We start from the raw sequence: 13394 nt of genomic DNA on the forward strand, positions 1-13394 counted from the left end.
GCGTACGTGGACATGGATAGGGAAACGTTATCTCACCTTCCAGGCTTAACTTCTGCAACTGTGCGAAGTAGGCGGTTATCCGCTCGAACTCAGTGCCAAACCGTTGCCTCTCCCCTGACTTGAGTTCTAAACGGGCAAGCTCGGCCACCTTGAGGATCTCCACTCCGCGGGTCATAGCTTAAGTTTACCTTAGCGAAGGCTCTAAGTCAAGGATGATCAATGCCATCCTTTTGTTTCGGGGTCCCCGCACGGCTGCGCCTGCGCCCCCGTCGGGTGTAGCAGACGTGTGGGGTGGAAGAATCTGTAGTGGCCGACCTTTAGGTCGGCCCGAGTTCTTATTTTACCAGGATAACCTTCCGGGTAATCATTGTATTATCCGAAGATGAACGGATGAAATAGACGCCCGGCGTCTGGGTGTCTCCCCAAATAATCGTGCCGGATGCTTGGCTTGCGTGTATCTCATCCACCTTTCTGCCCGATGCGTCGAACACCGAAGCCGAGAAACCCTGCGGTCTATCGGTATACTGCAACACTATCCGGCGGCCAACCGAAACTGGAATCTGCCAATCGGATTGTGTTACGTGCGGTTCTTCGGCTACAGCTATCCGCCCCTCTGAATCGGTCTTGATCAGCCAGAGGTTTCCTTCGGAACCTCCGTAGGTCTCGGTCATTCCGGTGATAATGTAGCCGCCGTCAGTGGTTTGCTGTACCCAGCTCCCGTAATCCTTTTGAGGGTTCTGGCCGTAGAGACGCGTCCATACAGTATCACCTTTATCGTCGGTCTTCAAGAGCCACAGATCCCCGTCTTCGGAATATCCACCCACGTAAGATTTTAGTCCGTAGATTCCCGTAACTATGTAGCCGCCGTCCGAGGTCTCTTGCACGCAGTCTGCACAATCGTTGGCATAGATAGGATTCGTTTTCCCCCACGTGCGTTTCCACAAAAGGTTTCCACTTCCATCTGTTTTGAGTAACACTAAATCACCCATCTCTATGCCAGCCGCGACGTAGGCGTCATCTGCGGTCTCTCGCACACACATGAGTTGTGTGCCTCCGGCCCTGTATGTCCACAGGCTGTCTCCCTTACCGTCTGTTTTCATTAGCATAACTGAATTCAGAGTAGCCTCAGAATACAGAGCCAAACAAGCTATAATGTAGCCTCCATCGGAGGTTTGCTGGACATGACAGCCTTCGTCCCATGTATCTTCATCGCCGTAGGTTTTTGTCCAGATGGTGTCACCTTCTGAGTCGGTCTTTAGAAGCCATAGATCGCCATTCCATGGATAGCCGGACTCCTCATGCTCAACGGCATCCCTGTAGCCGGTGACGATGTATCCGCCGTCTGAGGTCTGATCCACGCCGTAAGCCGCATCATAGTTTTCCCCGCCGTAGGTCTTTGTCCATAAGGTATCGCCATCAGCGTCCGTTTTTAAAAGCCAGAGGTCGAAATTCCCGGCCCCGAAGGACTCCGTGTAGCCTGCGATGATGTAGCCGCCATCCGAGACCTCTTGGCCGCCGTAGGCCCAATCCTCAGCATGGCCGCCAAAGGACCTTGTCCAGATAGTATCCCCATTGGAATCTGTTTTGATAATCCATACCTCTGAGGTCTGCGCAGGTAAGGCCCTTCCGCCTATAACGATGTAACCCCCGTCTGAGGTTTGTTCCACAGACCAACCGGAAGAGGTGCCTGTTGTGCCATAGGTCTTCATCCAGCTGGTTTGGGCTGCGAGAGGGATAGCGGCAAGCATCACTGCCGCTATAGATAAGACCGCTAAGCGTTTCATGTTTCCTCCTTTTTGCACCCCACACGTCTACTTCGTAGCCGTGCGGGGACCCCGACGGTTATCTGACGAGGATCACCCTCTCCGTCCGGGGTGTTTTGTTTTCGTCAACCCTTATAAAATAGACTCCAGGAGATTGTTCATCTCCCCAAACAATAGTTCCTGATGTTCCTCCTGCGTGTATCTCATCCACCTTTCTGCCCGATGCGTCGAAGACCTGAGCGTGGAAACCTTGTGGGTGATCCGCGTAGCGCAGGGTGATTTGTTGTCCGATCGAGGATGAAATCTGCCAGTTAGATGGGTGTGTTACGGGCTCGGCAACACCAACGTAGCCCAAGGAGTCGGTTTTGATGAGACAGATGTCATACTCACCATTGGAGTAGGTGCCTGAATATCCGGTGATTATGTAGCCTCCATCTGATGCAGGTTTCACACAGCAGCCGGCGTCAAATTCTGGATTATCGCCGAAGAGACGTGTCCACAGGGTATCTCCGTTTTCGTCTACTTTAAGAAGCCACACATCTGCGTCCCTGGGGTTGCTTCCAAGGAGAATTGCGCCGTAAATACCGGTTACGATGTAGTTCCCATCAGGGGTCGGTTCTATCCAGGTGGCCCAATCGTATGCCGGGGAAGATTTCCCGTAAGTCTTTTCCCACATAAGAGTACCAGTTTCTGAAAACCTGGCTATTCCCAAGTCTGTATCAATGCTTCCTGCAATCATGTACGATCCGTCTGATGTCTGGCGAACGCAGTTAAACCATCTGTCATCACTGGTTCTATACACCCAAACCGAATCGCCCGCTGCATCTGTTTTCATAAGCCTGGCCGCGCTCATGGTGGCAGGTTCCTCCAATCCGTTACAACCTACTATATATCCGCCATCAGAGGTTTGACGCACACACAGCCCCTCTTCGTAGTCCTGATCCGGGATGCCGTAGGTTTTCTCCCACATCAACGTGCCGTCCGCCTGCGTTTTTATAAGCCAGATGTCGCCGGGTATCACGTAGTTGGTCACTTGGCTGAACTTACCGTCCCGGTGGCCGGTTATGATGTAGCCGTCGTCGGTGGTTTGATGGACACTGCTTGCCACATCATAACCCGTATCCCCGTAAGTCCGAGTCCAGGCGGTATCTCCATCAGGGTCTATCTTCAAAAGCCAGGCGTCGTATTTTCCCGCACCGAAGGATTCGGTAAACCCGGCGATGATAAATCCACCGTCGGAAGTGATCTGTCCGGAAAACCCGTATTCCTCAAGAGGCCCGCCGTAGGTTTTCGTCCATAAGGTGTCTCCATTTTCGTCGGTCTTTAAAAGCCATATGTCGGTTTTGGTCTGCTCGGAGATTGTATTGCCCATAACAAAGTATCCACCGTCTGAGGTTTCTTCCACTAATTCTCCGAACTGGTAATCGGCGTCGCCGTAGTTTTTTATCCAGCCGCCCTGGGCTGTTAAGGGGATAGCGGCAAGCAATGCCGCCAGTAGAATGAACAAGGACTTCCTAAGCATGTAAGCCTCCTTGTTTTTGCCGGTTGCCCGGCGTTGACCACAAAGCCTGAATTTTTTCAGCTAAAAGACCACTTATTTTTATAATAGGCTATTAAGTGAGTATGTCAAGATCGGCCTCAGTGTGGTGGCATGTTATTGACAATCTCCTAATCTTCGCTAGTCTAGGGCATGATATTCATCTACGAGGACTCATGGGAGAACTTCGAGCCGTTGTCTTTGCTTCGACCCGTAACCGAGACACGCTGCGGTGCCTTGAGCTTTCGCGAAAAACTCGCAAGGCTCTCAGGCGAGGATATCCGGGGTATCATCCGGGAAGAGCTGCTTGACCTTCTCTCCGAGTGCTGGCCCGAGCTGGCCAGGGATGCCAACAAGGTGCCTGAGGGCTGCCACCTCTTCATAGCCGCGGGAAGCGTGCTCACCGAACCGCTGGCATATATCGATTCGGACGAACTTCTGGTTGGTGAAGCCGAAAATCTCCTGGGTTTCAGCACCGACTCCCTCTCAGGCTATCAAAGTGCTGAGAGTATTCAGGGGTTTCTTGAGGATGCAGATCTAACCAAACACCGGATAGGGGGCAGACGGATGCTCTATCCCTGGGAGATATTTGCTTCCCTAGAGCTTGAGGTCACGCGTGACTTTGAGGGTGAACTTGCAAAAGGTACGCTTGATCCCCACGCCACGGTCTACGGCTCAGCCCTGAGACTAGAGAAAGGGGCACGGGTCGAGGCAGGTACGGTAATAGACTGCCGGAAAGGCCCGGTGACCGTGGCTCGAAACGCACTTATTAAAGGCCCCACTTTGATCGAAGGCCCGGTCTACGTAGGTCCTGAGAGTATCGTGGACAGCGCGAGGCTCAGAGCAGGAACCGTCTTAGGCCCTTGCTGCCGTGCCGGCGGCGAGGTCGAGGCTTCCATCTTCCACGCCTACGTCAACAAGCACCACGAGGGGTTCATCGGCCACTCCTACCTGGGCGAGTGGGTTAATCTGGGTGCCATGACCGCCAACTCCGACCTCAAGAACAACTACTCCGAGGTCAAGGTCAACCTTGCAGGCGAGACCATCTCCACAGGTCTTGTCAAGTTCGGCTGCATCATGGGCGATCACACCAAGACCGCCATAGGAACCCTTATCCCCACCGGTGCGATGATCGGGATATTTGCAAACATCCTGGGAGGCGGGCTCTGTTCGAAGAATATTCCTTCCTTCTCCTGGGGCGAGGCCAACGTTTACGAGCTAAAGAAGTTGCTTTCGACCGCTGAGAAGGTGATGCAGCGTCGAGATGTGAGCATGGGTGAGGCGTTAAGGGAACGTATCATCGCCCTTTATAAGGCCTATGTCGGTTAACTCGCTCGGCGTGGACGTGGGGGGCACCAACACCCGTCTTGGTCTGGTGGATGAGCATGGCAAGATCGTAGCCCGTGCGCGTATCCCTACACTTATGAGGGAGGGCCCGGAAAGCCTTGTGGAACGTATTGCATCAAAAGCTTTAAGCATCGCTAATGATGAAACGATTGCACAGGTGGGTGTGGGGATAGCCGGTCTCATAGATCATCATAAGGGGATAGTTCGGTTTTCCCCGAATCTTGTGGGTTGGAAGGACGTGCCCTTAAAAGAGATGCTTCATGAACGCTTCGGGGTTCCGGTTGCGGTGGGCAACGACGCCAACGTGATTGCCTGGGGGGAGTACCGCTTCGGGGGCTATGGGACCGAGCACCTCTTCTGCTTCACCCTTGGGACAGGCGTGGGAGGTGGGATTGTGTCCGATGGCAGGTTGATTCTTGGGGCAAACGATGCGGCGGGTGAGTTCGGGCACACCTCGCTTGAACCCGACGGGTCTCGCTGTGCTTGCGGGTTGAGAGGGTGCCTTGAGAGCTACGTTAGCTCACGTCATCTGACAGCCCTGGCAAAGCGCCGCATGAAGAAAAGATCCCATTTAGCCCGATTGACATCAAAGGAGGAGCTTACCCCCAAGCTTCTGGCCAAGGCCGCGCGTGAGGGTGATGAGGTGGCACAGAAGATCTTTGCTGAAGCGGGAGAACGCATTGGACGGGCGCTTGGCAACGTGGTGCAACTTCTTGATCCTGAGGTGATTGTAGTCAACGGGGGTATAAGCAAAGCGAGTGATCTTATCATCAAGCCGATCCGGAAATCCCTTAAGCGCTACACCATGCCGCTTCGCGGCCGCAGGCTGAGGGTGGTGCGCTCTAAACTCGGCGACAGGGCAGGAATACTAGGCGCAGCGGCTTTGGCCGAGATACTATGATAGGGCAAGCCACTTTTATAATTCAAATTGCAAAGTGCGAATTTATTGGGAATTAAAGGCCGCCTTCGGCGGCCTTCCTGTTGCGTTGTAATCTTTCGTGCCCCGACGAAAGGAGCATCGTGTTACGGGCTTACCGCCAGGCCCACGGAGAAGAGGATGGTGGTTTCGGAGCCTTGCCGTTCATGGGTTACCGGTGAGTAAGGATTGCCGTTAAGCTGCACGGTAAGGGAAGGTTTGAGCCACAGTATGGGGATGAGCTTTATACCCACATCACCTTTTATTTGGAACCCAACGTCGGTCTTTAAGTCATCATCGGGGATGTCAACCATAAGGTCCCAGTTGCCGGCACCTATCCCGGTGGCTCCTGAAGTGTGGACGATAAAAGCGGGACCAAGACCTGCTCCTATGTGGAACTTGCCGGTGGGCTTCAAAGTGCCCTTGAGCAGGACAGGTATAACCACGTTATTATATTTCAGGATAAGATCGGTGTCACCGAAGCCGGTTTCCCAGCTATATTTGGCGCTTTGTACGAGGAATCCGGTTTCCGCTCCGATATACGCAGGCAGGCACGACGGGGTTATCCCGATGCTTCCCAGGAGACCTGCGTGCAGGCCCACGCCCGAGCCTATGTTGCCATTGCCGTCGTCCCAGCTCTGGTAGTTGAGTCCACCTACGCCCGTAACCTCGACGCCCCACGCAACGCTCGCCAGCAAGGCGAGAAGCAAAACGAATTTCTTCATGCCTGCTCCTTTGGTTTTGTTCTACTCTCCGAGTTGTCCCCCAGTATACCTGTAAGTTTTTAGATTTTCAAGGCCAGGCCCAGGGAAAAGAACCAGTTTTGACCCTTGTCGAGCCACGTATCTTTGGCGGTTAGGTTAAACTGTCTGGTGATTGCAGGATTAAGCCACAGTTTTGGAGACAATCTGATGTTGATTTCTCCTTTGAGGTGCAATCCCAAATCGGTTTCATAGTATTGTTTATCTACGACACCTTCACCGCCTTCTGCATCCTCCCACCAGCCGTAAACATTGCGGATCAGCGAGGGACCAACGCCCCATTGGAAATGAAACGCTTTCACAGTGGCAAGTCTTAGTTTTAGGAGGAGTGGAATTATTAAATTGGACTGATGAGTAACCATGGGAGGATACTCAGGTATTGCTGGAATGATGAAGTAATTGGCTTGTTGAAAAAGGATGCCGCTCTCAAGACCTATGTTGATTCCCAATAACGAGGGCACTATAGATAACTCTGTAAGCAAGCCTCCATGCCATCCCCATGCGCCTTCATGATAATATTCGGGATTCATCGCTTGGTAGTTCCCTCCACCCAGAGCGGTTATCTCCAACGCTCCCACACACGTCCCTAGAAGGGCAATCAAAAGGATGCAGCGTTTCATGTTTCCTCCTTCATCTGGACTAATATACTTGCAGAACTTAACCTGTCAACATTGACACCCGCTTTGTCAGACCCTATACTTCCAGCTGTGAGGAGATTAGTATTTGGATTGTTACTGCTGCCGATGGTGCTCTCCGCCTTCACCCGCTGGCAGGTAGCCGAAAGCGAGAACTTCAGGCTGGTCTATCCTCGCGGTTACGAAGATCAGGCGCGGCACGCAGTTTCCTGGATGGAAACCGAACGCGACAACGTGAATCAACTTACCGGCTGGGACCCGGGCAAGGTTTGGGTGGTTATCGAGGACGTGGGTATGTGGGTTAACGGGTTTGCCAACCCGGTGGGATCGGAGATTCACCTGTTTACCACCCCGCCCTCAGGGCTTGACATCTCCACCCGTGACTGGATGCGCACCGTGGGGGTGCACGAGTACACACACATCTCCTCGATACAGCCGGTTTACGGACTCCCCAAGTTCCTCAAGTTTCTCCTTGGCCCCTGGGTTCTGCCCAACGCGCTCGTCCCCGGTTGGATGATAGAGGGTGTTACCGTCTACTACGAGTCCCAGGTAGAGCCCTATGAGGGCAGGCTCGAAGGCGGTTTTTTCGACGCCAATCTGCTTACGCGCACATCCCAGGGAATGTTCCCGAAGCGCTGGGAGATGGACGGTTCGCTCACCCAGTTCCCAATGGACAACTCCATCTATGCCTACGGAGGGCCGTTCTTCGAGTGGGTGGTGGATGAGAAGGGGCCAGAGACGATCGCCGAGTTCTACCGGGTGAACGGGGCGAGCATACCTTTCTTCTTTATCGACCGCAGCGCGCGCAAGTCTTTTGGTGATGGATTCCCTTATCTTCTGCACGACTGGAAGAAGGCTACCTATAAGCAGGCATCGTCCTGGCTTTCCGCCGACTCGGTAGCGCGACGTTTAACTGAGAAAGGCTGGTATGTTTCGGGTCTTGCCACCGACGGCGAACGTATCTACTACGCCCGTACCACCATCAAGAAGCGGGCTGCACTCAACACATCCTGGTACTTAGACGTCGTGGCACTCGATCCGGCTACAGGCGAAGAAGAGGTTATCCTTCGCCCGAACACCTCGGTTCAGATGCTTCGCGTTCACGACGGGGTTCTTTACTGTGCCACAACCACATTCAAGCGGGGGTTTAGTAATACTTCAAATAACGCTTTCGGCGAGCTTTTCGAGCTGCGCTCCTACGATCTTTCCACAGGCAGGAGCAAGAAGCTCTATGAAGGCAGAATTCGTGCGTTCGACCGCCTGCCCGACGGCTCGTTCCTTTTGTCCATGGACCGCACCCCGGGGTTCGGCTCAGCCCTGCTCAGAATACCTCCTCGAGGTGGTGAGCCGGAGAGGCTCTGGGAAGGCGATACGCTTGTAGGTGAGATTGTCATCAGTGGAGACGGCAGCGCCTTCTTCTCGGCGCGCGAGCAGGGTTCCAACTGGAATCTGTGGAGATATTCAGCAGATAATAAATCCTGGGAACAGCTTACCCGCACCGACTACAGCGAGTTCAGCCTCTGGCTTGACCAAAAGGGCAATCTTCTGTATGCCGCAAATCCAAAAGGGCCGAAAGGTCTGGTGGGTGTATACGTGCTGGATACCGAAACCATGACTCATCAGGTATTTGATGCTCCCAGCTATGCACTGAATCCGGTCCTGATTGGTGAGGAGCTTTTCTTTCTGGGGCTGAACCCGGAAGGTTATGACATCTACTCGGTGCCTGCTCGGCTGTCGCTTGCTGATATGCCCAGCCGTCCCCCTCTTTCCCGAGGTCTTACCTTCTGGGACAAGAGGCTCCCGACCTACTCCGGGGGCTTCAAGACCCGCTCGCGGTTTTGCCCCTACCTCTCCCTCTTTCGTCCCTGGGCAAGGATACCTTACGTATGGCCGAGCTTTAACGATGCCTGGAATCTTACAAATCTCGATATGGGCATCTTCCTTCTGGGTGCGGACGTTCTGGGAGAGAACTTCTACCAGGCGGATGTAAGTTACGACGTCATAAATAACACCAACTCCGTGGATGCGAACTGGAGCAACCAACGGTTCGCTCCGCTCAGCCTGAATCTAGACTACTCGCATAATCCGATGTGGGATACAGCCGGTCAGTTTCTCGGTTATGGTTACCGAATCTATCCCTCCTTCAACTATCCTATCTACTACCGCCCCGGGCGCGGCCTCAACGTCATCCGCTGGGGCGAGGGGTTCCTGGTTACGGGAGATAGCCTTCAGAATCGTTTTCTGGTTAGCAATATCAGCCTGTCATTCTCCTGGCCGTTCTGGGGACTCGGTCTTGCCGCATCCCACCAATGGGAATCACCCATCTTCTCCCCAGATGAACGCTCCTGGCTCCTCACACGTTCTGCGGCGGTCTTCGATCTTGCCGGGGGACTTCTTCTGGCTGATGTCTCCACCTTTGCAGACCTTTCCGCGCAGCTTCCTGCGGGTTACAATCATTCTGCTCCCATCCGCGGCTATGCGGAGATCGAAACCACCGATCCCGTCTTTGCTACCACTACCCTTGAATACCGCCACCGGCTGCTTGTGATGCGGTTCGGGATATGGAACCCGAATATCTTCTTTGAAGACCTCTACGTGAACCTCTTCACGGATGCGGCTTTTGACTCCCGGAATCTTCTTGGTGCTTCCGTTGGTCTTGAACTCTCACCTGAGATACACCTCTTCTGGGGTTTTCTTAGACTTGCACCGATCTTTGGGGTAAGCGTTAATTTGAATGGTGAGATTAACGTCCACGGTGGTGTTTCAACCTCACTTCCGTTTGAGATCATGCGTTCAAGAAAGGACGCAGTTGAGTTTGCAGCCGACCCCTGGCCCGACTCCTGGAAGGATGTGGAGCTGGTTGAGACGCGCTAACATTCCTCTTAAACTGTCCATGGTCAATACATCGTTACCAGGTAATAGGGGGTTGAGATCATCGAGTAGGACGACAGGGAAGAAGCAGAAGTTATCATCAAGGCGATTGTAACCAAGAGATTGGAGTTTGGTTTATGCCCCTCAAGGGTACAAGAGGAGACAGTCCACCCATACCTTTACCGAAGTGAGGCCTTTTGATATTATAGACATACTGCCACGTTTGAGCTGATCTTAACATGTCATCGGCATTGTTCCAACTGAGTATGCAAGGTAGATAGAACTCCTCGTCCTTAACCCTCCTTTTGTCCTTCGGACAAAAGATCGGGGTCCCCAAGCGGTTGCAAAGCAACCGCTTGGGGTGATAGGGCGTCTTGCGAGGCGAGATGTGGGGACGACGAGAACGATCCATGAGTCCTTTCTTCCCCTCTGCTTCGTAACGCCTGATCCACTTGCGTACCACCTGACGTGAAGTCCCCATCTGGTGAGCTGTTGCCGAGATGCTTGCATAACGCTCGTATACCTCTATAATCATACGTCTTGCTTCTAGGAGGTTCATACTGAGTAGTCTCTTATAAGCAAGTTGCATAGGCGGTGGATCTCCTTTCTTAGTTCTCTTTTTGTAAGTCTAAAGGAGATCCCCGCTTTCTCAAATACCTTCAACACCCCTCTACCTACCTGGTAACTATCTCTTGGCGCACGAACTCCCCCCTCTTGACAGACCCGCTTTCTGGCCTATACTTTTCTTGAAAGATGCGGATGTAGCTCAGTTGGTAGAGCACAGGCTTCCCAAGCCTGTGGTCGCGGGTTCAAGCCCCGTCGTCCGCTTGAAGTGTCTAATACTGGAGGCTGAATGGCTCAGTTTGTGTTAGCATTCCTATTGATCGGCGGTGTTGAGTTGGAGGTGGATTGGAGCGAACTCTCGGTTCACTTCTATGGACCGGTTAATCTCGCCAGCGACACGCTCTATAAGGGGGAGCTCGAGGCAAGCCTCGATTCAATGCTTGCAACTATACCCCTATACGGGGAGTTGAGTCTAGGGGATGCGGTGGCTCGCTCACGAGATGCTCAGAATTATTTCCAAACCGCGCTCTCATATCCACAAGTCGTTTCTACTCGCTACTCCACCGCAGGAGAGGTCCAGAACGAGTATGTAATAAGCCTGGTTGGTCCCTTCCTTGAAGAACTCATCCCGCGTCCCATGCAACCTCCTACTTTGCATGAGCAAGAACCGGATGCCTCAACCGGCCCAGAACAGAACAACCTGAGCTCCATACCCAGCACCGGCTTCATTATCGACGCGCGAGGCACAGGTTTCCGACCGGGTATCTTTCCGCGACTCCTTGATCCACAGGGTAACGTAATCCTTGATGCGGGCAACGTGGATAGAGATGTTTTGTTGGAACGTGGCTATGTGCATTATGCATACTCACCGCGGGCCGCGCTCCAAACCCGGGAGCTTGGACTCAACCCCTTGAGGTTGGTAGCCGAACGTACCGTTGGACGTGATCGCTGTGACATCGTCCTTTCCGCTGCGGACGCAGAACGTATCCTGGATTCGCCGCTTAACCTGCGTTTGCTTTGCGAGTGCATGGTGACCATCATCATCGACCGGCAATAGAACGCCGAGCGCTGGGGGAAAATAGTATGGGAAAGGCAGGATGGGGATTTAGCGAGATTTAGTCAAGAATTTTCTAGTTTTTCCTATTTGTAGACACGTAAAAAGAAGAACAAAGGAGGAGAAATGAAAAAAGTTCTTCTAGTCCTAATGGCTTTAGTAGTCATAGGAATGGCGAGTGAGATGTTCTTGGTGGAGAAGTACATAGAAGGTGATGTTGAGTGTTCTTTGTCCATACAGAAAATCCTGGAAGTTACTTTTACCTTAGATCAACCTTCCTATCTTCTGATTTCGTGCGTTCTTTCTTATAGTAACTATCCTGATGCTATGAAAAAAGAAGGTTGGTTTAATGTGAATGGGGAAAAGCAAAGGCATTCGGCTTCTGAGTTTAATCTTACCTATATGATGTCTATGGATAGTGGGCGGGTTGTTGTCCAAAGTTGGGTAAGAGGAGGCATTTTTTCAGCAGGTGTATGTACAGTTAGAAACCCTACACTTCAAGTAATGGTTTTCTGTCCATCGGATGAGGAGCCTTTTGTAACTGAAGCTCCACCGGAGTCTTCGGATGGGTTGTCTAGCCACAGTATTCTATCTTCCGGTCCCCTTGTCCATGTTGAAGGCTGTAGTGAGATTTATGACATAGTAGGGAATAAGGTTGATTGTGAGATAAACGATGGCGATGTCTACCTTAACCAGTTGCCTGCAGGAACCTACTTCGCCAAAGGTAGTGAAGGAAGAACCACCAAGATAGTGAAGTTAAAGTAGTAAGGTAAGGCTTTCTAGTCTTCAAGTCTTCAAGAATTTACCCCGCGTAATCAACGCAAAGTGGCTTAGATTGGGTGTAATAGCCCTGTCGGTTACTTTACTTAGGTATTGAGTTGTAGTTATTTGTAGGAGGATTGTATGGGTGTTACGCCAGATAGACCCAAAAAGTTTGTTCACATAGTAAGAATAGGTCAGGAGGTATGGAATCTGACGGGACAGGTAAGAAATGTCTACCGTGTATATCAGAGTTCAGGAAGGTGGGTGCAGGCTCAAGTTGACCCCGATCCTGGACTACCCTATAAGAATAAAGAGCTTGTAGCACTTAAAGAAGTTGTTACCGAGTTGCGTTCCTGAACGGAACAGAGATAGATCTATCTAGTTCTCTCCCCTCGCTAAGAGCCTTCAGGGTTAAAGCTCATGGGTTCTCGTTTGTTTCGTCAGACTTTGTTTTAGGTCTCTCAGCCCCTCGTTCTTGTGGACGTTGACCAACGTTACCATCTTCGAACCAGAAAATATATTACTTCGGATTGACCCCTTTAGGATTTTGACTATACTGTGCCAATGGGTAAGTTGAAGTTGATGGGAGGGATGATACTCGGTAGGACTTTGGGGGAATTCAGTTTCTCGAGAGAGAGGAGATGGGGCTGCAAAGGTAGAGTCTGGTGAAAAACGGTATCTCAATTGACCTGGAAGATTGGTTCTGTGTTTATAACCTAAGGGATGTGGTCAGACGGGAAGATTGGGACATCCAGGAGCTGCGTATAGATCAAAGTACCAGGCTTATATTGAAACTCCTCTCCATACATAACACCAAAGCCACGTTTTTCGTTCTGGGGTGGATCGCCGAGCAGGTTCCAGGTCTCGTAAGGGAGATCGAAGAGGAAGGCCACGAGATCGCCACCCATGGGTATTCTCACACCCCACTTACCCGTATGACCCCGCAATCCTTCCGCGAGGATCTGGAGAGGGCGCTCGAGGTTACAAAAAGGGCAGGGATCAAGTATGATTCTTCGGTGTTCCCTATAGCATTCCATCCTGATTACGGGAGGATCTCTCCCTTCAGGAAGATCTCTGGGACAGGGAAGCGGAAACCATGATTGGCATCGGATCGTTTGATTACGTCAAAGAGCCGTTGCCTATCCTTAAGGGGATGCGGGAGTCTGGCACCAGCAAGGTGATCA

Annotated in this window: 12 protein-coding genes and 1 tRNA gene; 8 read left to right on the forward strand and 5 right to left on the reverse strand. The window is 52.1% G+C overall.

Annotation, left to right across the window (positions count from 1 at the left end; genetic code table 11):
• Positions 1-335: 335 nt before the first annotated feature.
• Together CEE36_07280 and CEE36_07285 are read right to left on the reverse strand one after the other, a co-directional pair.
• Positions 336-1784 carry a hypothetical protein gene (locus tag CEE36_07280; protein ID TKJ42019.1) on the reverse strand — a complete coding sequence of 483 codons (1449 nt, stop codon included), beginning with the start codon at positions 1782-1784 and terminating at the stop codon, positions 336-338.
• A gap of 58 nt (positions 1785-1842) precedes the next feature.
• Positions 1843-3285, reverse strand: coding sequence for a hypothetical protein (locus CEE36_07285; protein TKJ42020.1), 1443 nt, complete (start codon positions 3283-3285; stop codon positions 1843-1845).
• A 168-nt stretch (positions 3286-3453) separates the two neighbouring features.
• Between CEE36_07285 and CEE36_07290 the strand changes: the two genes are divergently transcribed.
• Complete coding sequence (locus CEE36_07290; protein TKJ42021.1) at positions 3454-4629, forward strand: hypothetical protein; 1176 nt, start codon at positions 3454-3456, stop codon at positions 4627-4629.
• Positions 4619-5548 (forward strand): glucokinase, encoded by a 930-nt coding sequence (locus CEE36_07295; protein ID TKJ42022.1) that lies wholly within the window; start codon positions 4619-4621, stop codon positions 5546-5548. Before CEE36_07290 ends, CEE36_07295 begins: the two co-directional genes overlap by 11 nt.
• 122 nt (positions 5549-5670) lie before the next feature.
• Here CEE36_07295 and CEE36_07300 read toward each other — a convergent pair whose 3' ends face one another.
• The gene (locus CEE36_07300) at positions 5671-6288 is read right to left on the reverse strand and encodes a hypothetical protein (GenBank protein TKJ42023.1); all 618 of its coding nucleotides are present in this window, start codon (positions 6286-6288) and stop codon (positions 5671-5673) included.
• Positions 6289-6347: 59 nt separating this feature from the next.
• The gene (locus tag CEE36_07305) at positions 6348-6944 is read right to left on the reverse strand and encodes a hypothetical protein (GenBank protein TKJ42024.1); all 597 of its coding nucleotides are present in this window, start codon (positions 6942-6944) and stop codon (positions 6348-6350) included.
• 123 nt (positions 6945-7067) lie between these two features.
• Here CEE36_07305 and CEE36_07310 point away from each other — a divergent pair, with 123 nt between their 5' ends.
• Positions 7068-9833, forward strand: a complete 2766-nt coding sequence (locus tag CEE36_07310; protein ID TKJ42025.1) for a hypothetical protein — start codon at positions 7068-7070, stop codon at positions 9831-9833.
• A gap of 97 nt (positions 9834-9930) precedes the next feature.
• Here CEE36_07310 and CEE36_07315 read toward each other — a convergent pair whose 3' ends face one another.
• Positions 9931-10419: a hypothetical protein gene (locus CEE36_07315; GenBank protein TKJ42026.1), complete on the reverse strand. Its 489-nt coding sequence runs from the start codon at positions 10417-10419 to the stop codon at positions 9931-9933.
• Positions 10420-10585: 166 nt separating this feature from the next.
• Between CEE36_07315 and CEE36_07320 the strand changes: the two genes are divergently transcribed.
• The 5 genes from CEE36_07320 to CEE36_07340 all read left to right on the forward strand — a co-directional run bounded on the left by CEE36_07320 (position 10586) and on the right by CEE36_07340 (position 13310).
• Positions 10586-10658: transfer RNA gene (locus CEE36_07320), tRNA-Gly, on the forward strand.
• A gap of 25 nt (positions 10659-10683) precedes the next feature.
• Positions 10684-11451, forward strand: coding sequence for a hypothetical protein (locus tag CEE36_07325; protein TKJ42027.1), 768 nt, complete (start codon positions 10684-10686; stop codon positions 11449-11451).
• Between the two features lie 123 nt (positions 11452-11574).
• Entirely contained in the window at positions 11575-12213 is a 639-nt protein-coding gene (locus CEE36_07330) for a hypothetical protein (GenBank protein TKJ42028.1), read from the forward strand.
• A gap of 138 nt (positions 12214-12351) precedes the next feature.
• On the forward strand, positions 12352-12567 hold the full coding sequence (locus tag CEE36_07335; protein TKJ42029.1) for a hypothetical protein: 216 nt from the start codon (positions 12352-12354) through the stop codon (positions 12565-12567).
• Positions 12568-12872: 305 nt separating this feature from the next.
• The gene (locus CEE36_07340; GenBank protein ID TKJ42030.1) at positions 12873-13310 is read left to right on the forward strand and encodes a hypothetical protein; all 438 of its coding nucleotides are present in this window, start codon (positions 12873-12875) and stop codon (positions 13308-13310) included.
• Positions 13311-13394 lie beyond the last annotated feature (84 nt).

Source organism: candidate division TA06 bacterium B3_TA06 (genome assembly GCA_005223075.1).
In the GTDB taxonomy this organism is placed as follows: Bacteria; Hydrothermota; Tepidihabitantia; order B3-TA06; family B3-TA06; genus B3-TA06.